Genomic DNA, 24860 nt, shown 5'->3' with positions numbered 1-24860 from the left:
ACTACTACTAGTAGAACGAGAGGACGGCGAGGATTGCCTTTTGGTGTTTAAGGGTTTTTCAAGTTCTTTAGTTTCTCCGACCCATTTTGATCCAGAGATTCCTTTAGTGTCTGCTGAGGATCGGATTCTCAAGGTTGATCGTTTGGCTAGTCCTTACCAACCCGATCGCCCGGAATATCTAGAACAAAATATTGCCTGGGAAGAGATGGCCCGCCGTTTGAATGATTTGGGTTTGTAGATTAGGCTAATATTCGGAAAAAGATGGATGAGCAGAGACACTTAAGTCGTTACTAAAACGTCTGCAATTTGAACAATCAAGCTATAGTCTTAGAGTGTATCGTGTGAGGAATGGTGGTTTATGAGCATTTCTTTGGTCAAGCCAGAAAATGAATTGGGATTGGGGGCATCCTCCCTGGGTTTTCCAGAATGGGGCTGTCAAGGATTTGTTTTACCGAAAACGCCTTTATTCGGGACAGATGGCATTCGTGGCAAGGCGGGCGAGTTACTGACGGCTCCTTTGGCTTTAAATTTGGGCTTTTGGGCCGGTCAAATTCTCAAGCAGAAGGCGAAGGGGTTAGGCCCAGTCATTATTGGTCAAGATTCTCGAAATTCTAGTGATATGTTGGCCATGGCGATCGCAGCAGGTCTGACTTCGGCTGGGTTAGAAGTTTGGCAATTGGGACTTTGTCCTACTCCCTGTGTTGCCTATCTAGCGAGGGAAACGGATGCGATCGGTGGAATCATGATCTCCGCCAGCCATAATCCCCCAGAGGACAATGGCATTAAGTTTTTTAGCAAAGATGGACTGAAACTGGGGAAAACTGCCTCCCAGGAAATCGAATCGGCTTTAAGAGGCCATCATGCCCTGGCGACTGATGCCCATAGTCATTGGGGAAAAACGCTACATGCTCCCTATTTAGTCAACCACTACGTAGAATTTCTAATTAATAGCTTGCCCACTCAGGTGAATTTTACGGGTTTACGGGTGGTATTGGATCTTGCCTGGGGTGCCTCGGTGGGCGTGGGGCCAGAGGTTTTTCGGGCATTAGGAGCCGAGGTAATCTGTTTAAATGAGTTTGCTAACGGAGATCGCATTAACGTGAACTGTGGCTCTACTCACCTAGAAGGATTAATCCAGGCAGTAAAAGAATATCAGGCTGATCTAGGCTTTGCCTTTGATGGCGATGCGGATCGGGTGATGGCGATCGACGGGAAAGGAAAAATTGTGGATGGCGATTATATTCTCTATCTTTGGGGCAAAACTCTCAAGCAAAGTCAGGAATTACCTGATAACTTGATTATTGGTACAGTCATGGCCAATTTAGCCTTTGAGCGAGCCTGGGAAAATCTAGGAGGAACCCTACTCAGAACAGCCGTTGGGGATCAGCATGTTCAAGCCTCTATGTGGGAGACAGGGGCGATGTTGGGTGGAGAACAATCGGGTCATATTATTTGCCACCATCATAGTTATTCCGGCGATGGCATACAAGCTGCATTACACTTAACCTCTTTAGTAAAGCAGTCAGGATTGGCATTAGCTGATTTATTAGAAGAAAGTTTCCATCCCTATCCCCAAATTCTTCGCAATGTGCGGGTGGAAAATCGGGAACGTCGTCTTCATTGGCAAAGCTGTGATCCCCTCCAACAGGCGATCGCCACGGCCGAGGCTGCAATGGGTCATCAGGGACGGGTATTGGTACGGGCATCGGGAACAGAACCACTTATCCGAGTTATGGTAGAAGCTAACTGCTTAAAAACCGCAGAGCATTGGACAGAGCAGCTAATTCAAGTTACTCAGTCTCATTTAGCCAATTGAGGCCCTGTTTTCATGCCCAAATCCTTAGTCAATCAAGCCAAATCTAGCCCCTTGGAAACAGGTTCAGCTTTGAACTTAAAGGCGCAATTACAGCAGAAAAAAATAAAGCGAGAAAATCGTCAGAAATTTTTTAAAAATCTGATTCCTGCCTTAGTCGTAGGATTGATCATTGCTTTTCCCTTGGCTGCTTTCAAAAGTGTCTTATTGGCGGCGATCGCTGCTTTAGCGATTCCTGTCATTTGGCTCAGTTATTGCTATCCCCTGACAGCCCTATGGTTATTTTTGATCTATATGCCCTTTAGTGGCACTGTCACCTATTGGATTGGTAATGGCAATGCTCTCTTTCAATTAAGTAAAGACGCTTTATATCTTCCTGCCCTAGGAGGATTAATGCAACGCTGTTGGCAAAAGAAACAGCCGATTTGGGTGGTTCCAGCCCTTATGCCCACTTTTCTAATATTAATTGGTTTTAGCCTTTTAACCCTGATCTTAATTAATGGACAGCAACAATGGCTGATTCCAGACTGTGATCTCGGCAATCCATCGGGACAGGCACTACACAACGCTAATGGTGACTATCTCATTGATACCCAAGGTGATCTTATTACTGGAGCCTGTAAAAGCGGCATTCCCATTATTCAAGGTTTACTCGGATTAAAAGTCTTAATTGGCTATGTTCCACTTATTTTTTGTGCTTATTACCTCATTGAAGATCGGCAAAAATTAAATAGGTTAGGGCGTTTATTGATTTTGATTACCCTGGTCACCTGTAGTCTAGGAATTGCCCAATATTGGTTACTAAAAACAGGTCATTGTGTGGGAACGAGAGGAATGAGTGGAGTCGAGCTTTATCAAGCAAGCTTAGAGGCGAAATGTTTAGTGGGAGGGTCTCTCCTTTACAGTCCTGAGCAGGGACAGATCCGTTTACCTGGAACTTTTGTTTCTCCTTGGCACTGGGCCTGGTTCCTGGTCGGTAATGCGGCCATTAGTTTTATCGTTACTTTCTGTGAACAAAGTCGATTTTGGCGGCTTATGGGGTTATTAGGCATGGCCCTAGTTTTCATTAATGCCGTTATTTGTGGCCAACGATTAGCCCTTGCCTTAGTTCCCACTCTAATTTTTGTCCTTTTAATTTTAACGGGTCAATTTGCCAACTTTAAACGCTTTTTACCCTTGATTATTGTTTTACCCTTAGTCTTATTCATTGGCTTCTCATTCTTTAACCCTAGCTTTATTCAGGAACGCATTAACAGTTTTGTGGATCGCTGGAATCAAGCTCCTCCCTACGTTTTTATCCAACAGCAGTTTAGCTTTACTCTCGCTAAAAGCAAAGGAATTTTGGGACAGGGATTGGGAACTGCTACTAATTCAACCCGTACTTTTGGACCTGTCTTTTTTCTAGAGACTTATCATCCCAAACTACTCTTCGAGCTTGGTTTTGGTGGCTTATTTTTATTTATGATTTTTATCACCCACTTAACCATCTTAACCTTTAAAAGTTATCGATCGCTCAAAGACAAAAATTTGCGGAGTTGGGGATCAAGTTTTTGGGTATTCATCTTAATTATCGGTTATTTTCCCTACTGGTATCCCCTAGATACTGATCCCGTGGCTGTTTACTATTGGTTTTTTGCCGGTATCATTTTTAAGTTACCCGATTTAGAGAAGATGCAAATAGAAAATTCAGACGTAAAAATATTTACACCTCGTAAAAAATTGATCCGTTCCCGTCAGGAAAAATCTCTATCTACCTAAGTTTCTATCTAAATTTTTACCTAAACTTATGAGTTTCAAACCCCTTATCTCTGTGATTGTACCAACCTATGGTCGGGAGGAGATTCTAGTTGCTTCTCTTCAAGATATTCTGGGACAAAATTATCAACCGATAGAAATTATTGTTATTGATCAAACCCCCCAACACCAACCAGAAACAACGACCTTCCTGACAAACCTTCATGAACAGAAGAAAATTCAATGGTTACGAGTTAGTTGGGCCAATTTGCCAGGGGCTAGAAATTATGGTGTGAGTCAGGCAAAAGGAGAAATTCTGATTTTTATTGATGATGACGTAAAATTAACCCCTGAATTTGTTGCCAATCATGCCATTAATTATCAACGCGATTCTGCTATTGGTGCAGTAGCCGGCAGGGTTTTTGATCGCATGAAATTACAGGAAGCTCAACAAATTTATCAAAATGATTCCTATAGCCTTGACTTCTTGCCCCCGGAAGCTCAAGATCCAGGGATTGCTTGGTATTATCTAGATTTTGTTCATACCACTCAACCTCAACAGGTTATTTCTGCTAGAGGATGTAATATGTCCTTTCGGCGGGAAATTTTTAGTCAATGGGGATTGAGGTTTGATGAACGATTTCGTGGCAGTGCGGTACGAGAAGAAGCCGATTTTTGTTTACAGTTGCGAAAAACTGGTTTCCATATTTGGTACGATCCTAACGCTTTCCTAATTCATTTAGGAGAAGAAACGGGCGGTTGTCATGAAATAAGTACCCGTTCTCTAGAATATCAATTTACTTTTTACCATAACCACTTTTTAATGGCTTTTAAAAATCTAACCTGGTCAGAACAATGGCGACTTTATCAGAAATTATTTGATTGTCATGTGTTAGGACATCCTCCTTGTGACAAGGATACTTCTCTCTTAAAAGTTCTAGTGCGTGGCTTATTTTACGCTTTAGGTTTTCTCAAGGCTGCCATTACTCAAATCACATCTATTTGGAATGATGGCCAAGTTTATACGAGACAAAATCCAGCTACTCAATTAAATAGACTAGCCTCAAAATCATGAGAATTTTAGTTGTCAGTCATACTTATATTGTTCCTCTCAATCGAGAAAAATTGAGATTATTGAGTTATCTAGAACCGGATCTAGAAGTGATCATTGTTGTACCCCAAACCTGGCAGCCGGGCGGAGTCCAAAATCGCCAAGTTACAACAGAGTTTTATCAAGAAAATAATTTTCGCGTTATTCCGGTTCCTAATTGGAGTCAAAATAATCAGGGTTTACTAACCTTTGGTTGGCCAATTGTAGCGTTATTACAGTCTTTTAAACCAGATATTATTCAGGTCGAACAGGGGGTAAAATCTTTGGCCTATGCTCAATTGATTACGCTCAATCAATTCCTGAAACTTGGAGCTAAAAATATCCTTTTTACCTGGTGGAATATTCCCTATCAACTCAAATTTCCCTTGGCTTGGCTAGAATCCTATAACTTACATCATACAGATGGTTTAATTGGCGGTAATCAAGATGCGGTCAATATTTTGCGATCGCATGGTTATCAGCAAAAAGCAATGGTTATGCCTCAATTAGGAGTAGATGAAACTTTATTTTACGCTCAAGATCAATCTGTCTTAAGACAAAGTCTAGGGCTAAATAAAGAGGATTTTGTAATTGGCTACATTGGTCGTTTTGTCCGCGAAAAGGGATTATTAACATTATTGGATTCCCTGGCCTCACTAACGAATCTGACATGGAAATTGTTATTAGTGGGTCGCGGTGAGTTTAAAACTGTACTTCAACAGGCAGCTAATCAACAGGGAATCAGCGATCGCCTAATTTGGGTCGAAAATGTTGCCCATGATCAAGTTGTTGATTATGTGAATGTAATGCAAGTTTTAGTTCTACCCTCAGAAACCAGTCATGCTCAAACCAGTTTAACGGCCAAAGGTTGGAAAGAACAATTTGGCCACGTCTTAATTGAGGCAATGGCTTGCAAAATTCCTGTTATCGGTTCTGATTCTGGAGAAATTCCTAATGTGATTGGGGAAGCTGGTTTGATTTTTCCTGAAGGTCAAAGCCATGAATTAACGATTTGTTTAAAAAAAATGATAGAACAAGTTCATTGGCGAGACATTTTAGCTCAAAAAGGCTATGAGCGAGTGGTTAAAGAATATACAAATCAGGCTCTTGCTCAAAAATTACTTGATTTTTATAAGAATATTTTGATAGAAAATATGGTGGAAAAATAGTGATTTTTTGATTATTTTTTTCGATTACTAACATTCGTTCAGAATAAACTAAAAAAGATTAAAGAACTGGAGAGTGCGAAGTTCTCTGTCAGACATTTTGACAAAATGCCCAAAAGCCTTGCATCCCACATTCCGCAGGTTGTCGAAGAGGAGCACTAGTTCACGCGAGCTAGTATCGGTACTTGTGCATTGATTTCGGGCAAGGATAAAAAATGTCAATAAAGTTCTAAAATGGAGTCTTGTCTTAGATAGAATCAACAGTAAAAATGAATAACCTAAATATTAAAGACCTCGACCACTTAGGAATCGTAGCGGGAATTATAGATGAAATGGGTTTAGTAGAAATTATCGATGAGGAAGTGGGAACTCATCCTCAAGAAAAGCTCAGTGTAGGTACAATAGTAAAAGCAATGATATTAAACTGCTTAGGATGTATTAATGCTCCGTTATATTTGTTGAGTGAGTTTTTTAAAGGAAAAGCATTAGAACATCTATTAGGAGAAGGAATAAAAGCAGAAGATTTAAATGATGACAAGCTAGGAAGGTCATTGGATAAGGTATTTGGAGTGGGGGTAAAAAACCGGTTCACGAAAATAGTCCTAAAAGCGGCAGCAATCTTTGGAATAGAACAAAAGTCAAAGCATTTAGACTCAACCTCAATGTCTGTACAAGGGAAGTATAAGGAAAGGATAGAAGATGAGGAAGACGAGCAGACAAAAGCCATAAAAATAAAATTTGGTTATTCCAGAGATAAACGACCAGACCTAAAACAGTTTATGTTAAATATGATATGTAGTGGAGATGGTGGTGTCCCTCTCTTTATGCAATTAGGAGATGGCAATGAATCGGATAAAAAGGTGTTTCCCCAGATAATCAAAGACTGTCAAGAAACGTTGAATATGGAAGGTTTATCGGTGATTGATGGAGCTTTTTATACGGCGGAAAATGTGGGCATGGCGAGGTCAATTCAATGGTTAAGTCGTGTCCCTCTGAAAGAAGCCACTGAGACTTTGGCAAATATATCAGAAGACCAATGGCAGCAGGGTGAACAGGACGGTTATCGTTGGCAAGTGAGGGCTTCGGAATATGGAGGTGAACAGCAACGATGGCTTGTGGTCGAAAGTGCTCAACGTCTCCAGTCCGATAATAAAGCTATAAGTCAAAAAATTGAGAAAGCCGATAAAGTTGTCAAAAAAGAATGGCAGAAACTTTGTGGACAGAATTTTGCTTGTGAGGCCGATGCTCTTACTGAGGCTCAACTCTGGCCAAAAACCTTGACTTATCATCAACTCAGTCAAGTTGAGGTTCAGACTATTCCTTACTATGCCAAGGGAGGAAGACCGAAACAAGGGGCTACCCCTCTCGGTTTTCATTACCGCTTAACTGGGCAATTAAGCCTTGATTCCTCTTGCTTGGAAGCCGCATCTAAACGGGCTGGACGTTTTATTTTAGCTACTAATGTTCTTGATTCTCAGGTTTTGAGTCCCGACCAGATGTTGGCTGAATATAAGGCTCAACAAAACACCGAGCGCGGCTTTCGCTTTCTCAAAGACCCTTTCTTTTTTGCCTCTGCTCTTTTTCTCAAGAATCCTCAACGCATTATGGCTTTGATGATGATTATGGTTGTCTCTTTATTGGTTTATACTTTGGCACAACGTCGCCTACGACAGGCTTTGGCTCTTGCCCATCAGACTATTCCTAATCAAAAGGGTAAACCGACCGCCATTCCCACTCTGCTTTGGGTCTTTCAGTCTTTTCTGTTTATCCGTTGGTTAGAGATTGACGGCATTCAAACTATCGTTAATTTGACCTCCAAACACAAACATATTCTTTCCTTTCTTGGCTCTTCATGTCAAAAGTACTACTTTGTCTCTTGACTTACCTGCGGAATGTGGGTTGCATTGAAAGCCTTTCAGCGATTGTGAGTCTGGAAGAGGGGTGAAGGACGTTGGGGGCTGAAACCCTAGTAAACTCGTTGATTTTCCTAGAACTTCGCACTGTCCAGTTAAAGAAGGGAACAAGTTTTTGCTAACAGAAAATAACTTAAAAAGTTTTTTAAGTAGAACTAATCCCCCTTATGAAAAAATCGTTGCTGTTTTATTCCCCACCATCGGCAAAAATAATGTGATCACTACGAACCCATCCCACTGCTTTGGACTTGGTAAACTGGACTTTACACCAATTAAGATCGCTGCCAGATTGATCTTTGTCGGGGACGCAGTTCATCACTTTAACCTTGTCACCCGCTAGTCCGTATTGGGGAGCCGTCGATTTAATAGTAGGTTTAGTCCGTACATAAATGCGTCCACTACCACTTAAGGTCGAAATCCCATCAGCAATTCTCAGTTTTAGACACAGCAAGCCTTTTAGGGATTTAAAGAACATTTAAAACCCGTATTCCGTACTAGTCTTGAAAAAATAAAAATAGATTCAAAAATGGCTACAGAATAGTTAAAATAAAAAAGCTAATAAACCCAAGAGAAAATGACCCAATTAAACGTTAAAAATCTCGACCATTTAGGAATAATCGCGGCGATAGTTGATGAACTAGGTCTAGTGGATTATATCAATGAACAACTAGGAGAAAATGACCGTGCTAAAATCAGTGCGGGTCTGGTAGTGAAAGCGATGATTCTCAATGGCTTAGGCTTTATCAACTCTCCTTTATATTTGTTCAGTCGTTTTTTTGAAGATAAACCAGTAGAACATCTTTTAGGAAAAGGAATAAAAGCCAGCGACCTGAATGATGACCGTTTAGGGAGAGTCTTAGATTTAATCTTTATGGCCGGCATCAGCCGTTTGTTTCTCGGAATTTGTCTAAAAGCCGTAGAAATCTTCAAAATAGTGATGAAAAGTTCCCATTTAGACTCCAGTTCATTATCGGTACAAGGGGAATATAAATTATCGGTGGAGAGAGAAGATAAAGAAAGCCAAATAATCCATATCACTCATGGCTATTCAAAGGATAAGCGACCAGACTTGAAACAATTTGTATTGAATCTAGTCTGTTGGGGGGATGGCGACATTCCCGCTTTTCTCGAATTAGGAGATGGCAATCAAAGTGATAAAAAAGAGTTTGCTAAACTCTTGAAAAAGTTCAATGAGCAGTGGCAATTTGAGGGTTTGTATATAGCAGATTCAGCCTTATACAGTGCCGATAACTTGCAAAAGTTAACCGGCATATACTGGTTATGTTCTGTGCCGAAAACGATTAGAGAAGTGCAAGATGCGGTCAGTCAATTAGCCTCGGAGCAATTCATCACAACGGATTTAGAGGGCTATCGTCTTACCTCCTTAGAAAGTGAATATGGGGGAGTCAAACAACGTTGGATAGTGGTAGATAGCGAGCAAAAAAAAGCTTTAGACCTCAAACAACTGACGAAGAAGACAGAGAAAGCAACCGCTCAAGCTCAAAGACAATTAGAACAATTACAGCGTCAGGAATTTGCTTGTCGCGAGGATGCTTTAACCGCCCTGAGCCGATGGGAGAAGAGTTTAGAATTACATCATCTTGAAGACCTAAGCGTAGTGGAAAAATGTCATTACGGTCATCGAGGTAAGCCCCGACTCCATGAACAGCCGATTCGTCGTAGCTACCATGCTCAAGCCACTTTAAGTCTCAATATGGCAAAAGTTGAACTTGCGGAGCGGGCAGCAGGACGTTTTGTCTTGGCGACGAATCAGTTAGACACAGACTTATGGAGTGATGAGCAACTGCTTGTCCAATACAAGCAACAGCAAGGAGTAGAGCGAGGTTTTCGCTTCCTTAAAGACCCGCTATTTTTTGCGTCCAGTGTGTTTCTCAAAACCCCTGAGCGGATTATGGCATTGAGTTTCATCATGGTGTTGTGTTTACTGGTGTACAGCTTGGGACAACGTCAACTGAGACTGGCTCTGGCAGAGCAGGAGGAGACTGTGCCTAATCAGTTGGGAAAGCCGACTCAGCGTCCGACACTGCGTTGGATTTTTCAGATGTTGAAAGGAGTTCATTGGGTTGTACTGGATAATTGTCAGCAAATTATCAATCTAACGCTTGAGCGAGAGAGGATTTTGCGCTTTTTTGGGGCTACTACTTGTCAGTATTATCTTTTGTCATAATGACTTTTCTTATTTTCTTTGTTCTTTTTTTATGTACGGAATGTGGGTTTAAAAGAGGGTTTTTGGGGCAATCCTAGGTGTACTATTATGCCCAAAAGCCTGAAGACTCGTAAAATGAACTTGTTAATCCCGTTGAATTTTACCCCATATTACGCGAACTAAAACCTGAAACCCTTGCTACAGCGCAAATTTAGAATTGCTGAAATCCCATGAGCAAGAACGGGCAAGCAGCAATTCTCAGTTTTAGACACAGCAAGCCTTTTAGGGATTTAAAGAACATTTTAAAGGGGTTTTTGGGGCAATCCTAGATGTACTATTGCGCCTAAAAGCTTGAAGACTCGTAAAATGAACTTGTTAATCCCGTTGAATTTTCCCCCGTATTACGCGAACTAAAACCTGAAACCCTTGCTACAGCGCAAATTTAGAATTGCTGACGGGCAAGGCAGTTAAGGCGAGGGCGATCGCTAATCCAGTGGAACTGGTATCGTCTGATCAAAGTTGGAAAAAGTTATGGTGTAAGGCTTTGAGAAAATAGAAAAATAGTTTAAGACTAGACATCGGCCCGTTATTATTATACTATTATTATTATTGTCATTATATCAAAGAAGAAGGAAACAGAAAACAATGTCAATAGTAAAGAAAAGCTCTATGGAAATCCTGAATGATGTTGGCTTGTGCCAAGAGAAAGAGGATGCCTTATTCAAGAAAAACTGTCCTCATTGCTATAGTGAAAAAGTAAAAATACATTCTCATTATCAAACGAAAGGTAACGGGGAACGTAAAATGTTCATTTGTCAAGAATGTAGTTCTTGTTTTGCTGAGACTTATGGTAGCGTAATCGCTGGCTTAGAAACCCCATTAAGTGAAATTGTAAAAGTATTAAAAGCCAGAATGGAAGGAATAGGATTAAATGCAGCAGCCCGAGTATTCGGCTACGCGAAAACAACAATATTGAATTGGGAAAAGAAATTATCAGGATTACAAGAGACATTATTTTTATACGCCTTAGTGACTGGACAGTGGGAAGTTCTCGAGGCGTGTAAGTGGAGAAAAGAAAATCGGACATCCGATACAAAAGAGTGCCGTTATGTCCGAAACTGGCTGATATAAGAAAATCGATAGCCAGTGCTATCTATCGGGAGCATCTCACCTTTGCAATAAGTAGAAATACTTAACGAGGTAAATGAAAGAGTCAAAAAAGGTAATCATTTAAATAGGGCTTGCTGAAAAAGTCAAAAAACGAAAGAAATGTGGGTTAGGGAAGTATGGACTGAAAAAGCATAGATAACTTATCCTTATGGAAACAAATCAAAATACAGATTTTGTTTAATCTATTGTTCCTTTCTGTCTAAAAAGGTCAACACAAATCACTCCTCACAAAAGAGAGGAAAATTAACACCATTTTTCACAAGAAAAACGACTCTACAACTTTTTACTTTTTGTCTTCTGAAGTAGAGTAGAAAGATTCATTACCAAAAAGTTCATCGCAATTACCGTTTCCGAGGTCTCAGGTAGTTTGGCCATCACTCGACCAAGACTAAATTTCCTCTTTCCCTGTCCGAATTTACCCTCAATGGCATTACGCACTCTTTCATCTGAGCGTGCCTCTTTCTTTTTTTCTTTGCTCACCTCTTTCGGCGGTCTTCCCAATCGGGGACCACTCATTCTTATATCCCTTTCTTTACAATAAGCTCGATTCGCTTTTGTTCGATAGATTTTATCCACATGAACCGATTCCGGATAACATCCTGTTTCCCTTTTATATTCTTCTATTCGCGCTTGTAAATCTCCCGATTCGTTGTAATTATCCCAACTTAATTTGTCTAAGAAGACAAAGCCATTCACATTACTTGCCGATATTTTAGCTCCAAACTCTACTGCTTTTCCCGCTTTTCCACGCACTATTGGACGCACGTGAGGTTGGCTTACACTCACAATTCTGTTTTCTACTTTATTTGTCTTTTTTTCATACATTTCTAACTGTTGCTCATACACTTTTCCTATCGTTACAAGCTCTTCTTGCTCTTTTTTCGTTAGTTTTTCTAACTTTGCTCCCTCTTCTATCATTTTTTCTATATCAGACAAGTTTCTTTTTATATATCCTAGTTGTTTTTTTGTTCCTTTTCTTCTTTCTTTTTTTGACACACGACGTTTTTTTGCTATGGCTAAGTACTCTTTTCTTGCCACTTCCCTATAAGTCCTCGGCTTTTCTTTCCTTTTCTCTTTTATTTCTTCATACAGCTTATCTATTATTTTTTCTGTTTTTTCTCTGGCATCATTCAATATTCCTATATCCGTTGGATATTTTATATCTGCTGGTGTACAAGTCGCATCTAACAATAACTTTCCTTCATTTTCTTTTTTTTCTGACGCTACACCCGTCGCTTTTTTTTCTATTTTTTTATTAATTTTATTTATTAATTCCATTCCTATTTTTTTACGAAAATGAACCATCATTGACGCATTAAATGCTTCTTTGCTACTATAGCTTTCCATTCCTATAAAGTACTGTAAATAAGGGTTCTCTTTTATTTGTTCTACTGTTTCTCTGTCACTTTTTCCTGAAATTTCTTTGATAATTAATGCTCCTAATGCCATTCTAAATGATTTGGCTGGGGCTCCTTTTTTTTCTGTGAAGTTTTTTGCATATTCTTCCTCATATTCTTCCCAGGGAATCATTTTTGACATTTCTATCCAACGATTTTCTTCGTCTAACTGCCCGCCGAACAGATTTTTCAAGTTTTCTGGTGTTTCAATTGAGTACTGTTGCTTTCGGTACATCTGCTTTCTCTCTTCTTAATGCAATGGTTTTGAGGCATTCTACCCTATTTTCGTGCATTCTAGCGGTTCTTAATTCGCCTACTATTTTTCTCCGTAAAGGTTTCAGCTTTTTTCAGCAAGCCCTAAATAGGAACAGCGATGACGAAGGACTTGTGGTACATTGTCAGAATTCCAACTCGCACCAGTAATTTTAAGACGATGACCAATTTGTTTAACTTGAGATTCGACAGAGCCAGAGCCAATGGAAATGCCCTCTGCCTGCAAATAACCATAATTGACAATCCGATGTTTATGCTTGTTTAAATAAATGATAAAATTCTCAGCTTGAGGCTCTGACCATCCCTCAAAACAGGAGATAGCGGCATCCACTTCACCCGTCCAAAGAAAAGACTTGACCTCCTCAATTCGCTGGAATGACCCCCCAACTTTATAGAGGTTTTCAATTAAGTGATACCAGTCCAAAATTTCAATTCGCTCATGTTTCTGTCCTATCTCACGAAATAAGTTCCAGATACCATCATGTCCATCTCCCAAACAAATTAAAGGCTTAGCCAAAATTTGAGAATTAACCAAATCTAATAAAGCCGAGTTATCTTGAAAAAAGGCAGCTACCCCCAATTGATGAAAACTGACTCCTTTATAATCACGCCAAATTAAGGGTTCTCCCTTGGGAGTTCTGAGTCGTACCTTCCCACCATCTATGCTAATTTCTTCGACTTCTGTGTTAGAGGGTAATTCTTCAAAATGATAGCGATGTACAAGGCGTTGTTGCGTACTGTGAGAAACAGCAATTCCCGTCAATGATTGGATTTTCTTAGCTGCTTTTTCATAAGACTCATCGCCACTCAGTAGCAAACAGTTCTTCTCTAACATTGGACTCATCTGAGTTCGAGGCTTTAGTTCTAATTTCTTCGCTTGTTTTTCTGTAATGGGCAATTCCCCCAAAATACTTTTTACTGTTCGTATCCGACCTGTGGTTTCCTCTGTACTTGTTTTGACAAAAAAATACCTATTTCTGGGTTGACATACTGAATCATTAAGTCTCTGACAGTCTCCTCTATTTCTCCCAAATTATTAAATGTTTTAACTTGAGATTGTTGATAGAGACATTCTCCCAACTCTTGACATAACTCTTGAATCCTTTTTTCATTTTCTGATAACACTGATAACATGAGATTGTTCCTCAATTGGGATAGATTTTGGAAAGTGGGTCTCGACTATTATACTCTCATTTCTTTTTTTGATAAAGTTCGATAAAGTTCAAAGTCTTATTTTTCTGCCCATAAGTATTAATACTTATGGCATAAGTGAGATGCTCCCAGTAGAAAGATTCATTACCAAAAAGTTCATCGCAATTACCGTTTCCGAGGTCTCAGGTAGTTTGGCCATCACTCGACCAAGACTAAATTTCCCCTTTCCCTGTCCGAATTTACCCTTAATGGCATTACGCACTCTTTCATCTGAGCGTGCCTCTTTCTTTTTTTCTTTGCTCACCTCTTTCGGCGGTCTTCCCAATCGGGGACCACTCATTCTTATATCCCTTTCTTTACAATAAGCTCGATTCGCTTTTGTTCGATAGATTTTATCCACATGAACCGATTCCGGATAACATCCTGTTTCCCTTTTATATTCTTCTATTCGCGCTTGTAAATCTCCCGATTCGTTGTAATTATCCCAACTTAATTTGTCTAAGAAGACAAAGCCATTCACATTACTTGCCGATATTTTAGCTCCAAACTCTACTGCTTTTCCCGCTTTTCCACGCACTATTGGACGCACGTGAGGTTGGCTTACACTCACAATTCTGTTTTCTACTTTATTTGTCTTTTTTTCATACATTTCTAACTGTTGCTCATACACTTTTCCTATCGTTACAAGCTCTTCTTGCTCTTTTTTCGTTAGTTTTTCTAACTTTGCTCCCTCTTCTATCATTTTTTCTATATCAGACAAGTTTCTTTTTATATATCCTAGTTGTTTTTTTGTTCCTTTTCTTCTTTCTTTTTTTGACACACGACGTTTTTTTGCTATGGCTAAGTACTCTTTTCTTGCCACTTCCCTATAAGTCCTCGGCTTTTCTTTCCTTTTCTCTTTTATTTCTTCATACAGCTTATCTATTATTTTTTCTGTTTTTTCTCTGGCATCATTCAATATTCCTATATCCGTTGGATATTTTATATCTGCTGGTGTACAAGTCGCATCTAACAATAACTTTCCTTCATTTTCTTTTTTTTCTGACGCTACACCCGTCGCTTTTTTTCTATTTCTTTATTAATTTTATTTATTAATTCCATTCCTATTTTTTTACGAAAATGAACCATCATTGACGCATTAAATGCTTCTTTGCTACTATAGCTTTCCATTCCTATAAAGTACTGTAAATAAGGGTTCTCTTTTATTTGTTCTACTGTTTCTCTGTCACTTTTTCCTGAAATTTCTTTGATAATTAATGCTCCTAATGCCATTCTAAATGATTGGGTGCATCCCACTTAAGATAATACATTGACACTCAAAAGAGGAGACTTAAGATAATACATTGACACTCAAAAGAGGAGAGTGATTGAGATAAGCACATCGTAGCCGAAGAATACGAGAAACATTATGAAGATGCCAACGTGCTCCCGACAATTTAACCCTAGCTCCCACCTGTTTAATCTTAGACTCCACATCACCAGAACCAATCACAATACCAAGCTGTTGATAGTATTGGTAATCAGGGATACGCTGATAATGCTTCGTCAAATAGGCTTGAAAATTCTTTGCCCTCTTGCTTTTGACTCCATCAAACGCATCTATTGCCTTGTTCACAAAACCCCGCCACAGTAAATGCTCCACTGCTTCTAGCCGTTTGAGAGAGCCACCCACTTTGAACAGATTCTCCTTGAGATGATACCAATCCAACACCTCTCGTCGTATCAGCCACGATTGAGTGGCGAAACTCTCTACCGCATTCCAGATTCCGGGATGACCATCTCCCAAAAAGGTCACTATTGGGGACAAAGGTTGAACATTGCTCCAATTCTTTAAGCCCTCTGGGTCTTGGAAAAAGGCTTCACAGACATTGCCATGAAGACTCACCAGTTTATAATCTCGCCACTGTCCCCCTTCCTTCTCCTCGCCCCGCAGACAAATCTTTCCCCCATCTATACTGACCCCCGCACTCTCTGACTGAGCTTGAGCTAAGGGCAGTTCTGTCCGTTCTACCAAGCGATGTAAACTGCTATGTCCTACTTTTATCCCCATCAACTCCTCTATATCTTCTTCTGCTTGTTGGTAGGATGTTTTCGCACTGGCTCTTAGACAGCATTTCTCTAAACCTGGACTTAAGACGATTTTTGGCGACACCTTTAGTTTTCTGGCTTGTTTTTGGCTTATTTCCACTTCTCCGACTAGGGTTTTGATTTTTCGCTTGTTTCCAGACCGTTTTTTTCCCCCTTCTGAAAAAAAAACTCCCCCATTGTTGGCCCCACAATTTCTAACATCTGGGTTCTGACTTCTACTTCGATGCTTCCAAAGTCCTTCTGTTTCTCTGGTTCCGTATATTTGCGCAGGATACGGGCTGATTCGGTGAGATGCTGTTTTAACAGTGCTTTTTCTTCTGGGGGAATCGGTAACATACTTTTTTCGCTCATCAGTTTTTTTCCATTTTACCCCAGATTCTATGTACTACTTTATCCGGGATGTACCCTAAATGATTTGGCTGGGGCTCCTTTTTTTTCTGTGAAGTTTTTTGCATATTCTTCCTCATATTCTTCCCAAAGAATCATTTTTGACATTTCTATCCAACGATTTTCTTCGTCTAACTGCCCGCCGAACAGATTTTTCAAGTTTTCTGGTGTTTCAATTGAGTACTGTTGCTTTCGGTACATCTGCTTTCTCTCTTCTTAATGCAATGGTTTTGAGGCATTCTACCCTATTTTCGTGCATTCTAGCGGTTCTTAATTCGCCTACTATTTTTCTCCGTAAAGGTTTCAGCTTTTTTCAGCAAGCTCTATGTAGGGTCTGCTGAAAAAGTCCACAAAACGAACCTAGATGCCACAGGAGGCGAAAAATGGTGACTTCAGAGAGTAGTTTCCAATTTCAACCCCCAGTTTTCCAACGACGTGCATGGGCTTTGAGCCTCCAAAGGCCATAACCTTGCACCTGATCGTTTTTAAAATGCTTGAAAGCATTATCTGGCAAGGGTTCTATACTTATTCAGCAAGCCCTATGTAATTTTGGATGCTTATTTTGCTTGCGAACCAGTGCTCAAAAGTTTTCGCCAGAACGCCTTGCATCTAATCACAAGAGTGCGTTGCTCCACCGTCGCCTATGCCCCCTTTTGTTCCGTGCCGACGCTGACGGGGAGAGGACGACCACGGATTTGGGGGAGTTCGATAAAACTAGAAAAGCTGTTCGCTCTGGCGGCGGACTTTCCGACAGCTAAAGTCTGGCTCTATGGTCAACAAGTCACGGTTTCTTATCAGTGCTTTGAGTTCCACTGGGATAGTCCCCATCAGCTCGTCAAGTTTGTTCTGACCCAATTGCCTAACGGACGACGACTGATTCTGCTTTCTACTGATCTCTGTTTGACTGGACCTGAGATTATTGCCGCTTACGGTCTCCGATTTAAGATTGAAGTCACTTTTCGTCAATTAGTCCATCTTTTGGGCAGCTTTGCCTATCGTTTTTGGCTTAAGAGTCTTCCTACTTTACCTACCTGGCCCAGCAATCTTATCCTCAGTGACTATCCACAAGCTGTTCAGACTCAGATTTTAAACAAGGTAGAAGCCTTTGAGCGTTTTGTTAACCTTAATGCCATTGCTTTAGGGCTACTTCAAATTCTCGCCTTAGAGTTACCCCAGGGGATTTGGGCTAATTTTCCTCGATGGTTTCGGACATTACCATCCCATGGCTACCCTAGTGAACGGATTGCTCAACTAGCCCTTCAACATCAAGCCCAAATGATTTTTCCTCAAAGTCCACCCAGTCTGCTTTTGCCTAAATTCCTTACCGCTAAACTTGCCTCTTCCCCAAGCCCTGATATGCTTACTTTCGTCGCATAGTCATTACCTTATCTGGCATCCATAAACTTCCCACTGTCCAGTTAGTGAATGAATTTGTTAAATTAGTAATAGAAGGGGATGAACTATACACAAAAGTTGGAAAAAATAAAGAAGCAAGTGCCTCTGAGGGGTGGACAATCGTGCTCATGGACAGGGCTAGCCGCTTTATTTGGCATTTAAAATGTGGTCGAAAAGAGCAGAAATTATTTCTAGAAGCAATGATGACGGTAGCGGAATTTGGAATTGCTGACTATCAAAGCTATTAATTGTGGCAGCGATTGCCCATACGAGTGCAATTCTACAAGGTCAAATGGTCAAGGAAAAAGGAATTCAAAAATATGTGGTCAGACCAGAATCGAAAAGAACGAGTAAACGTCGTCACAGTAGCTTTTATGTAGGTCAACACCTCCATTTGTGGCTGGGACTACGGCAGATGTATGAAAAAATAATTCAAGAGCTAATGCAAATTAGTCGTCATCGGTTGAGGGATTACATTCGAGGTCAGAGGGCTAGGTCGCTTGCTATGTCTGTCTTCTAGCTCTCTTGTCGCCCCAGCAGCTTATTTCTTTACCTCTCCAAACTCGAAATCCCCAAAGGACTCGAAATTCTCCTATCACCAGATAAATCACCAAAAGATGTAAACCCCTCTTCCCGTGAAGAACATGAATTAAATGCTCAAAAGCCTTAAATTTTCCGCATTTCTCCAGTGCCGTTAAGTCCACAATCACCTGCAACCAAGGTCGTCTTCCTCTTGGAGCATAGCCAAGTCGTTCTTTGAGAATTGCTTTTCGCACTGCTCGGATAATTTGGCGAGTACCCCAATCATACTGATTCAAAAATCGGCTTAAGGCCGAGGGTGATTTTGTTTGACTATGTTGGGGTAGAGGATGACCTTGAGCTTCTAGGAATAGCCCCAACATTGCCTGCAAACTATCGCGTTGATAGGAGGTCGGCATCAAACCTAGCAATGTATAAACTAGGGTCTGGGCTTGTATAAGAATGGTTTCCATTGTTTTGCTGTTTTTTCACTTCTACTCCTTTTTCCACTTTCTTGATCCTTTCCGCCAGTCGTTCTTTTGTTCTGCTGCAAGATGTAAGGATAAAAACATTACACGGTAAGTTTGAGTTCTATACTAAACACGGTCACAAGTTGCGAATTTTAAAAATAAGAGATAACACAATAAAAATAGAAAAATTAGTCAAGAGGCTGAGAAATGATTAAGTTAGAATTTACAGCCCACATTCCGCAGGTTGTCGAAGAGGAGCACTAGTTCACGCGCACTAGTATCGGTACTTGTGCATTGATTTCGGGCAAGGATAAAAAATGTCAATAAAGTTCTAAAATGAAGTCTTGTCTTAGAGCGTGTCATCAATCAGGGCGAACGCATCTAAAAATGATACAGATACAAGAACATTATAGAGGGATGGATAAGGGAAAATAAGGGAAAGTGCATAGAAAACAAAAGCGATGAAACTCCGACCCAAATATAGACTGGTAGAACACTTTGCCGAAATAGATGACCCTCGCATCGAACGAACAAAACGGCATAAACTCATTGATATTCTAACGATTGCCATCTTAGCCGTCATTTGTGGAGCAGAAGGTTGGGTAGCCATGGAAAGTTTCGGCAAGGCTAAACATCAATGGCTAAAAAAAATTTTGGAATTGCCGAATGGCATCCCCTCCCACGATACGTTTGCGCGTGTATTTGCTAGTCTGAATCCAGAGCAATTTCAAGACTGTTTTCTGCATTGGGTCAAAAGTATAGCGGAGGTAAGTGAGGGAGAAGTGATAGCGATTGACGGCAAAACCCTTCGCCACTCCTATGACAATGCCAACGGAAAGGGCGCAATTCAGATGGTAAGTGCATGGGCAACAGCAAATCGTCTAGTACTAGGACAGTGCAAGGTGGAAAGCAAATCGAATGAAATCACGGCGATCAGCAATTCTAAATTTGCCCTGTAGCAAGGGTTTCAGGTTTTAGTTCGCGTAATACGGGGTAAAATTCAACGGGATTAACAAGTTCATTTTACGAGTCTTCAGGCTTTCAGACATGGTAGTACACATAGAATTGCCCCAAAAACCCCCTTTGAAATGTTCTTTAAATCCCTAAAAGGCTTGCTGTATCTAAAACTGAGAATTGCTGCACGGCGATACCGAAACTCCTGAAAATGCTAGAGGTCAAAGGTTGTATCGTAACGATTGATGCCATGGGAACTCAGACAAAGATTGCCCAACAGATAGTAGGGCGAGGGGGGGGGGGACTGGTATCGTCTGATCAAAGTTGGAAAAAGTTATGGTGTAAGGCTTTGAGAAAATAGAAAAATAGTTTAAGACTAGACATCGGCCCGTTTTTATTATATTATTATTGTCATTATATCAAAGAAGAAGGAAACAGAAAACAATGTCAATAGTAAAGAAAAGCTCTATGGAAATCCTGAATGATGTTGGCTTGTGCCAAGAGAAAGAGGATGCCTTATTCAAGAAAAACTGTCCTCATTGCTATAGTGAAAAAGTAAAAATACATTCTCATTATCAAACGAAAGGTAACGGGGAACGTAAAATGTTCATTTGTCAAGAATGTAGTTCTTGTTTTGCTGAGACTTATGGTAGCGTAATCGCTGGCTTAGAAACCCCATTAAGTGAAATTGTAAAAGTATTAAAAGCCAGAATGGAAGGAATAGGATTGAATGCAGCAGCCCGAGTATTTGGCTACGCGAAAACAACAATATTGAATTGGGAAAAGAAATTATCAGGATTACAAGAGACATTATTTTTATACGCCTTAGTGAATGAATTTGTTAAATTAGTAATAGAAGGGGATGAACTATACACAAAAGTTGGAAAAAATAAAGAAGCAAGTGCCTCTGAGGGGTGGACAATCGTTCTCATGGACAGGGCTAGTAGTCCAAGGCGTAAGTTAAGATACTATTATTAGGCAACCGATAAAAAGATAAATATAGGTATATAGGAGAAAAAGTCATGCCCCGATTAGCCCCCAAAGAGTTAAAGTTGGAAGCAAAAGAACGAGAACATCTAGAAAAACTGATAAATCGTCATACAACAGAGCAGCAAATTGCCTTAAGGGCAAAAATAGTGCTTCTGGCAGATGAGGGAGAAAATAATCGAGAAATTGCTAGAAAATTAAAAATTAGCCGAAAAATGGCAAGTCAATGGAGAGAAAGATGGATAGCAGGACAGAAAAGTGAAATAGAAATAACAGAAAGAATCAAAGATGCTGAACGTAGTGGAGCACCCGCCAAGTTTAAACGCGAACAAATCTTGAAGTTGTTCAAATTAGCCTGTGATGACCCAAAGAATTATGAGCGTCCGATAAGTCACTGGACAGGACGAGAATTAGCCGAGGAATTAGTAAAGCAAGGAATAGTGGAAAGTATATCTCCTCGACAGGTAGGAAGATTATGGGAAGAAGCAGATATTCATCCGTGTCAACTTAAAGGAATGGGTTCCCAAATTTGTTGATTGAGAGCGGCCTTTTCTCGATGTCGCTTTCTCTCAGCTTTGACCAAACCAAATAACTTAGCATGTTCAGCCAGATAGGTTACTGTATCAGGCTTTTCTCCTCTAGCAATAGCCTTCGCTACATAATATAGACTCCGAAACACCATCTCTACTGAGATTTTTTCTTTCGGTTGATTTAGAGCAATCGCCACTTCCCCTACCAATTGATTTAAGACCGTATAGAAAATCAAAGTGCAAATAATCTGGATTTGGACACCATTCTTATTCCCTACCCATAAATAGGCTAGTCCTAAAAGTCTTTTCGTTAATAAAAAGGCTTCTTCGATTGTCCATCGTCTTCGATATAAATCACAGACCTCTTCGGCGGACAGTTGTTCGGGAGACAACACATTTGTTAAATACTGATACCAGATTGTTCCCTATAATACTGAGACTAATCTCACCGGATGCTTGCAAGGATTAGAACGGTAATTTCCCATAATGATAATCTCATCTCTGTAATGACTACCTTGAGACAATACTTGTTTGGTTTTGTAAGATGTACCCGCTCTAAATCTGGTTAGAAAAAACTTTTTAGCTTCTGTTAACAAATCAAACCACACAAAGCTAAAAAATCCCATATCTACGAGAATTAAACCATTTTCTGGTAATTTAGCTGCCAATTCTTCACACCATATTTTATCATTTGATTTATCATTTTCTGTGTACCATAAAGTAACGGGTCTTTGGGTAAAGGCTTCCACTACCATCATTATTTTACCCCCCAATTTACTCTTTTCTTCTTTACTTATTTTCATATTTTTCCTTATCTGCTCTAGCGTTTAGCCATCTGCTATCCACACTGCACTAAACTTTTCTCTTATTTTTTCCCATTTTTCTCCTACTTGGAGCTTCTTCCCTTTTTCGGCTGCTTTTTCTAACACTCCTTTTAGTAATATTGCAAATATTTCGGCTGGCACATTCATCATTCTTTTTGATACTGCCTGTTTGCTTACTTTTAATGATGCTACCCATAGCAATCCCTCTTCCTCTAACAGTCTTACCGCTTCACTTATACCCGCTATTTGACGATACACTATACTTAACACTAATGCCACCATTACTGGTAAATTTAGCACCCTATCTCTCATCATTTTCTCATGAGTTCCCTGTAAATATTTTAATGGTGTAAACATTGTGGGTTCTAGTAATTCAAACAACTCTTTTGTTATTTCAGGGATTTCTACCCCTGGCTGATTTGTCTTACGACGTAAGTCTGGGTTTCCTTTTCTCCGAGGATGTTGTCTTGCCATTTGTTTTTTGCTCACTTTTTTATATACTAACCTTTTTTTCAGCCTACTCTTACTTCCGCCTGCTTTTAGGCTAATCTTTTGTGAGTAGGCATTTTGGCTTAAGTTGACACCAATGCACTTATACCCACTATTTGACGATACACTATACTTAACACTAATGCCACCATTACTGGTAAATTTAGCACCCTATCTCTCATCATTTTCTCATGAGTTCCCTGTAACTGGACAGTGGGAAGTTCTCGAGGCGTGTAAGTGGAGAAAAGAAAATCGGACATCCGATACAAAAGAGTGCCGTTATGTCCGAAACTGGCTGATATAAGAAAATCGATAGCCAGTGCTATCTATCAATTATGCAACTATGTCAGCGACTAGAGCAAATCCTCAATAATCTCCGTCCAGCCTTTAGCCGAGAAGCAACGTTCCAATGGTTTATCCTGTTAGTCTGGGGAGTAGTGCTCAACAGCCAACCCAGCGCAATAACTAGCTATGTCAATGCCATTGGCTGAACAGAGAGCTACTACAATCAGGCTCTACATTGGTTTGATTCCAAGGCGTTTAGCGTCGAAGGACTAACTTTACAATGGTCAAAGTGGCTAAGTCAGCATGAAAGTCTATACAGAATTAAAGGGAAACGGGTGTATGTGGGTGATGGCATCAAAGTGGGGAAAGAAGGACGCAAGATGCCAGGTGTAAAACGACTACACCAAGAATCGGAAGATGTGTCCAAGCCAGAGTGGATAAGGGGTCATTACTTCAATGCCTTGAGTATTTTGGTGGGAGTAGGGAAAGCCTGCTTTGCCTTGCCCTTAGTGTTGCGGCTAGACGATGGCATCAAGTCCAAAGCAACCGAGAAGGGGGAGGGAAAAGGCAAAAAAAAGGTGAAGACGAGCCTGGTGACAAAAATGGCTGACCTTTGTGTTACTTACGCAGAGGCAGGGAGTTATGTAATTTTGGATGCTTATTTTGCTTGCGAACCAGTGCTCAAAAGTTTTCGCCAGAACGCCTTGCATCTAATCACAAGAGTGCGTTGCTCCACCGTCGCCTATGCCCCCTTTTGTTCCGTGCCGACGCTGACGGGGAGAGGACGACCACGGATTTGGGGGAGTTCGATAAAACTAGAAAAGCTGTTCGCTCTGGCGGCGGACTTTCCGACAGCTAAAGTCTGGCTCTATGGTCAACAAGTCACGGTTTCTTATCAGTGCTTTGAGTTCCACTGGGATAGTCCCCATCAGCTCGTCAAGTTTGTTCTGACCCAATTGCCTAACGGACGACGACTGATTCTGCTTTCTACTGATCTCTGTTTGACTGGACCTGAGATTATTGCCGCTTACGGTCTCCGATTTAAGATTGAAGTCACTTTTCGTCAATTAGTCCATCTTTTGGGCAGCTTTGCCTATCGTTTTTGGCTTAAGAGTCTTCCTACTTTACCTACCTGGCCCAGCAATCTTATCCTCAGTGACTATCCACAAGCTGTTCAGACTCAGATTTTAAACAAGGTAGAAGCCTTTGAGCGTTTTGTTAACCTTAATGCCATTGCTTTAGGGCTACTTCAAATTCTCGCCTTAGAGTTACCCCAGGGGATTTGGGCTAATTTTCCTCGATGGTTTCGGACATTACCATCCCATGGCTACCCTAGTGAACGGATTGCTCAACTAGCCCTTCAACATCAAGCCCAAATGATTTTTCCTCAAAGTCCACCCAGTCTGCTTTTGCCTAAATTCCTTACCGCTAAACTTGCCTCTTCCCCAAGCCCTGATATGCTTACTTTCGTCGCATAGTCATTACCTTATCTGGCATCCATAAACTTCCCACTGTCCAGTTCCCTGTAAATATTTTAATGGTGTAAACATTGTGGGTTCTAGTAATTCAAACAACTCTTTTGTTATTTCAGGGATTTCTACCCCTGGCTGATTTGTCTTACGACGTAAGTCTGGGTTTCCTTTTCTCCGAGGATGTTGTCTTGCCATTTGTTTTTTGCTCACTTTTTTATATACTAACCTTTTTTTCAGCCTACTCTTACTTCCGCCTGCTTTTAGGCTAATCTTTTGTGAGTAGGCATTTTGGCTTAAGTTGACACCAATGGCAGATATTAAACCCCATCAGTCAGGATACTGGCTGAATCCCCCCCCTTAGGGCTGATTCATTCTAACAAATCTCAATCAATCAAATCCTTATCTGGCAAGGTTTTAAGGCGATTTCTCAGAATAAATATCTGAAAATTTTTAAAAATACCTTACTTTGCTTACCCCATAAGCGATTGAAGAGAGACAAAAAAGGAATCAAACCAGAGAATGAATCAGCCCTACCCCCTGACCCAAATTTTGGGGAAAAAGTGAATGATATCTGCCAAGCCTATG

General features: G+C 40.5%; 21 protein-coding genes and 6 pseudogenes. 16 read left to right on the top strand and 11 right to left on the bottom strand.

Annotated features, from left to right (window positions below):
- Positions 1-43 precede the first annotated feature (43 nt).
- The 6 genes from KA717_27450 to KA717_27425 all read left to right on the top strand — a co-directional run bounded on the left by KA717_27450 (position 44) and on the right by KA717_27425 (position 7683).
- Positions 44-238, top strand: a complete 195-nt coding sequence (locus KA717_27450; GenBank protein ID UXE59500.1) for a hypothetical protein — start codon at positions 44-46, stop codon at positions 236-238.
- A gap of 120 nt (positions 239-358) precedes the next feature.
- Positions 359-1816, top strand: a complete 1458-nt coding sequence (gene glmM, locus KA717_27445) for a phosphoglucosamine mutase (protein UXE59499.1) — start codon at positions 359-361, stop codon at positions 1814-1816.
- A 12-nt stretch (positions 1817-1828) separates the two neighbouring features.
- Positions 1829-3571 (top strand): hormogonium polysaccharide biosynthesis protein HpsL, encoded by a 1743-nt coding sequence (gene hpsL, locus KA717_27440; GenBank protein ID UXE59498.1) that lies wholly within the window; start codon positions 1829-1831, stop codon positions 3569-3571.
- Between the two features lie 28 nt (positions 3572-3599).
- Entirely contained in the window at positions 3600-4622 is a 1023-nt protein-coding gene (gene hpsN, locus KA717_27435; GenBank protein ID UXE59497.1) for a hormogonium polysaccharide biosynthesis glycosyltransferase HpsN, read from the top strand.
- On the top strand, positions 4619-5806 hold the full coding sequence (hpsO, locus tag KA717_27430; protein UXE59496.1) for a hormogonium polysaccharide biosynthesis glycosyltransferase HpsO: 1188 nt from the start codon (positions 4619-4621) through the stop codon (positions 5804-5806). The genes hpsN and hpsO overlap by 4 nt, the downstream gene beginning before the upstream one ends.
- Positions 5807-6072: 266 nt before the next feature.
- Entirely contained in the window at positions 6073-7683 is a 1611-nt protein-coding gene (locus KA717_27425; protein ID UXE59495.1) for an IS1634 family transposase, read from the top strand.
- Between the two features lie 220 nt (positions 7684-7903).
- Here the strand turns inward: KA717_27425 and KA717_27420 are convergent, their stop codons facing one another.
- Positions 7904-8191: an SH3 domain-containing protein gene (locus tag KA717_27420; protein UXE59494.1), complete on the bottom strand. Its 288-nt coding sequence runs from the start codon at positions 8189-8191 to the stop codon at positions 7904-7906.
- Between the two features lie 99 nt (positions 8192-8290).
- On the opposite strand from KA717_27420, the gene KA717_27415 reads away from it, so the two are divergent.
- Both KA717_27415 and KA717_27410 read left to right on the top strand, forming a co-directional pair.
- Entirely contained in the window at positions 8291-9904 is a 1614-nt protein-coding gene (locus KA717_27415) for an IS1634 family transposase (protein UXE59493.1), read from the top strand.
- Positions 9905-10528: 624 nt separating this feature from the next.
- The gene (locus KA717_27410) at positions 10529-11014 is read left to right on the top strand and encodes a hypothetical protein (protein ID UXE59492.1); all 486 of its coding nucleotides are present in this window, start codon (positions 10529-10531) and stop codon (positions 11012-11014) included.
- 333 nt (positions 11015-11347) lie between these two features.
- Here the strand turns inward: KA717_27410 and KA717_27405 are convergent.
- The 6 genes and pseudogenes from KA717_27405 to KA717_27380 all read right to left on the bottom strand — a co-directional run bounded on the left by KA717_27405 (position 11348) and on the right by KA717_27380 (position 16551).
- Positions 11348-12685: pseudogene (locus tag KA717_27405) on the bottom strand (IS5 family transposase).
- Positions 12686-12787: 102 nt separating this feature from the next.
- A protein-coding gene (locus tag KA717_27400) for an ISKra4 family transposase (GenBank protein ID UXE64796.1) occupies positions 12788-13848 on the bottom strand; the annotation gives its coding sequence in 2 pieces (ribosomal slippage) (positions 12788-13692 and positions 13692-13848; 1062 coding nt in all).
- A gap of 160 nt (positions 13849-14008) precedes the next feature.
- Positions 14009-15159 (bottom strand): annotated as a pseudogene (locus KA717_27395) (IS5 family transposase).
- Between the two features lie 46 nt (positions 15160-15205).
- Positions 15206-16084, bottom strand: a complete 879-nt coding sequence (locus KA717_27390) for an ISKra4 family transposase (GenBank protein ID UXE64795.1) — start codon at positions 16082-16084, stop codon at positions 15206-15208.
- Positions 16072-16314, bottom strand: a complete 243-nt coding sequence (locus KA717_27385; GenBank protein UXE59491.1) for a hypothetical protein — start codon at positions 16312-16314, stop codon at positions 16072-16074. The genes KA717_27390 and KA717_27385 overlap by 13 nt, the downstream gene beginning before the upstream one ends.
- A gap of 39 nt (positions 16315-16353) precedes the next feature.
- The gene (locus KA717_27380; GenBank protein UXE59490.1) at positions 16354-16551 is read right to left on the bottom strand and encodes a hypothetical protein; all 198 of its coding nucleotides are present in this window, start codon (positions 16549-16551) and stop codon (positions 16354-16356) included.
- 348 nt (positions 16552-16899) lie between these two features.
- Here KA717_27380 and KA717_27375 point away from each other — a divergent pair, with 348 nt between their 5' ends.
- Entirely contained in the window at positions 16900-17727 is an 828-nt protein-coding gene (locus KA717_27375; GenBank protein UXE59489.1) for a hypothetical protein, read from the top strand.
- Positions 17728-17768: 41 nt separating this feature from the next.
- Positions 17769-17963: pseudogene (locus KA717_27370) on the top strand (IS1 family transposase).
- 327 nt (positions 17964-18290) lie between these two features.
- Here the strand turns inward: KA717_27370 and KA717_27365 are convergent.
- Positions 18291-18737 (bottom strand): annotated as a pseudogene (locus KA717_27365) (IS701 family transposase).
- Positions 18738-19195: 458 nt separating this feature from the next.
- Between KA717_27365 and KA717_27360 the strand changes: the two are divergent.
- From KA717_27360 to KA717_27345, 4 genes and pseudogenes are all read left to right on the top strand, one after another.
- Positions 19196-19669, top strand: a pseudogene (locus KA717_27360) (ISAs1 family transposase).
- A 230-nt stretch (positions 19670-19899) separates the two neighbouring features.
- Positions 19900-20049, top strand: a complete 150-nt coding sequence (locus KA717_27355; protein ID UXE59488.1) for a hypothetical protein — start codon at positions 19900-19902, stop codon at positions 20047-20049.
- A gap of 83 nt (positions 20050-20132) precedes the next feature.
- The gene (locus KA717_27350) at positions 20133-20666 is read left to right on the top strand and encodes a hypothetical protein (GenBank protein ID UXE59487.1); all 534 of its coding nucleotides are present in this window, start codon (positions 20133-20135) and stop codon (positions 20664-20666) included.
- A 44-nt stretch (positions 20667-20710) separates the two neighbouring features.
- A complete protein-coding gene (locus KA717_27345; GenBank protein UXE59486.1) occupies positions 20711-21211 on the top strand; it encodes a helix-turn-helix domain-containing protein in 501 nt (166 codons plus the stop codon).
- Here the strand turns inward: KA717_27345 and KA717_27340 are convergent.
- Positions 21178-22503 (bottom strand): annotated as a pseudogene (locus tag KA717_27340) (IS4 family transposase). The gene KA717_27345 and the pseudogene KA717_27340 overlap by 34 nt on opposite strands.
- A 98-nt stretch (positions 22504-22601) precedes the next feature.
- Complete coding sequence (locus tag KA717_27335; GenBank protein UXE59485.1) at positions 22602-22778, bottom strand: hypothetical protein; 177 nt, start codon at positions 22776-22778, stop codon at positions 22602-22604.
- Positions 22779-22853: 75 nt separating this feature from the next.
- Here KA717_27335 and KA717_27330 point away from each other — a divergent pair, with 75 nt between their 5' ends.
- Positions 22854-23009, top strand: coding sequence for a hypothetical protein (locus tag KA717_27330; GenBank protein UXE59484.1), 156 nt, complete (start codon positions 22854-22856; stop codon positions 23007-23009).
- A gap of 129 nt (positions 23010-23138) precedes the next feature.
- Entirely contained in the window at positions 23139-24281 is a 1143-nt protein-coding gene (locus tag KA717_27325; GenBank protein ID UXE59483.1) for a transposase, read from the top strand.
- A gap of 3 nt (positions 24282-24284) precedes the next feature.
- Here KA717_27325 and KA717_27320 read toward each other — a convergent pair whose 3' ends face one another.
- Positions 24285-24485 carry a hypothetical protein gene (locus KA717_27320; protein UXE59482.1) on the bottom strand — a complete coding sequence of 67 codons (201 nt, stop codon included), beginning with the start codon at positions 24483-24485 and terminating at the stop codon, positions 24285-24287.
- Between the last annotated feature and the right edge of the window lie 375 nt (positions 24486-24860).

It is taken from the genome of Woronichinia naegeliana WA131, assembly GCA_025370055.1.
Lineage (GTDB): Bacteria > Cyanobacteriota > Cyanobacteriia > Cyanobacteriales > Microcystaceae > Woronichinia > Woronichinia naegeliana.
The sequence above is the reverse complement of the archived record's forward strand: the minus strand, read 5'-3'. Positions and strand labels throughout refer to the sequence as shown.

Excerpts from the sequence above, each read along its gene's own strand:
- glmM (UXE59499.1), top strand. The coding sequence starts at position 359 with ATGAGCATTTCTTTGGTCAAGCCAGAAAATGAATTGGGATTGGGGGCA.
- hpsL (UXE59498.1), top strand. The coding sequence starts at position 1,829 with ATGCCCAAATCCTTAGTCAATCAAGCCAAATCTAGCCCCTTGGAAACA.
- hpsN (UXE59497.1), top strand. The coding sequence starts at position 3,600 with ATGAGTTTCAAACCCCTTATCTCTGTGATTGTACCAACCTATGGTCGG.
- hpsO (UXE59496.1), top strand. The coding sequence starts at position 4,619 with ATGAGAATTTTAGTTGTCAGTCATACTTATATTGTTCCTCTCAATCGA.
- KA717_27425 (UXE59495.1), top strand. The coding sequence starts at position 6,073 with ATGAATAACCTAAATATTAAAGACCTCGACCACTTAGGAATCGTAGCG.
- KA717_27420 (UXE59494.1), bottom strand. The coding sequence starts at position 8,191 with ATGTTCTTTAAATCCCTAAAAGGCTTGCTGTGTCTAAAACTGAGAATT.
- KA717_27415 (UXE59493.1), top strand. The coding sequence starts at position 8,291 with ATGACCCAATTAAACGTTAAAAATCTCGACCATTTAGGAATAATCGCG.
- KA717_27410 (UXE59492.1), top strand. The coding sequence starts at position 10,529 with ATGTCAATAGTAAAGAAAAGCTCTATGGAAATCCTGAATGATGTTGGC.
- KA717_27385 (UXE59491.1), bottom strand. The coding sequence starts at position 16,314 with ATGAGCGAAAAAAGTATGTTACCGATTCCCCCAGAAGAAAAAGCACTG.
- KA717_27380 (UXE59490.1), bottom strand. The coding sequence starts at position 16,551 with ATGTACCGAAAGCAACAGTACTCAATTGAAACACCAGAAAACTTGAAA.
- KA717_27355 (UXE59488.1), top strand. The coding sequence starts at position 19,900 with ATGCTAGAGGTCAAAGGTTGTATCGTAACGATTGATGCCATGGGAACT.
- KA717_27350 (UXE59487.1), top strand. The coding sequence starts at position 20,133 with ATGTCAATAGTAAAGAAAAGCTCTATGGAAATCCTGAATGATGTTGGC.
- KA717_27345 (UXE59486.1), top strand. The coding sequence starts at position 20,711 with ATGCCCCGATTAGCCCCCAAAGAGTTAAAGTTGGAAGCAAAAGAACGA.
- KA717_27335 (UXE59485.1), bottom strand. The coding sequence starts at position 22,778 with ATGTCCGATTTTCTTTTCTCCACTTACACGCCTCGAGAACTTCCCACT.
- KA717_27330 (UXE59484.1), top strand. The coding sequence starts at position 22,854 with ATGCAACTATGTCAGCGACTAGAGCAAATCCTCAATAATCTCCGTCCA.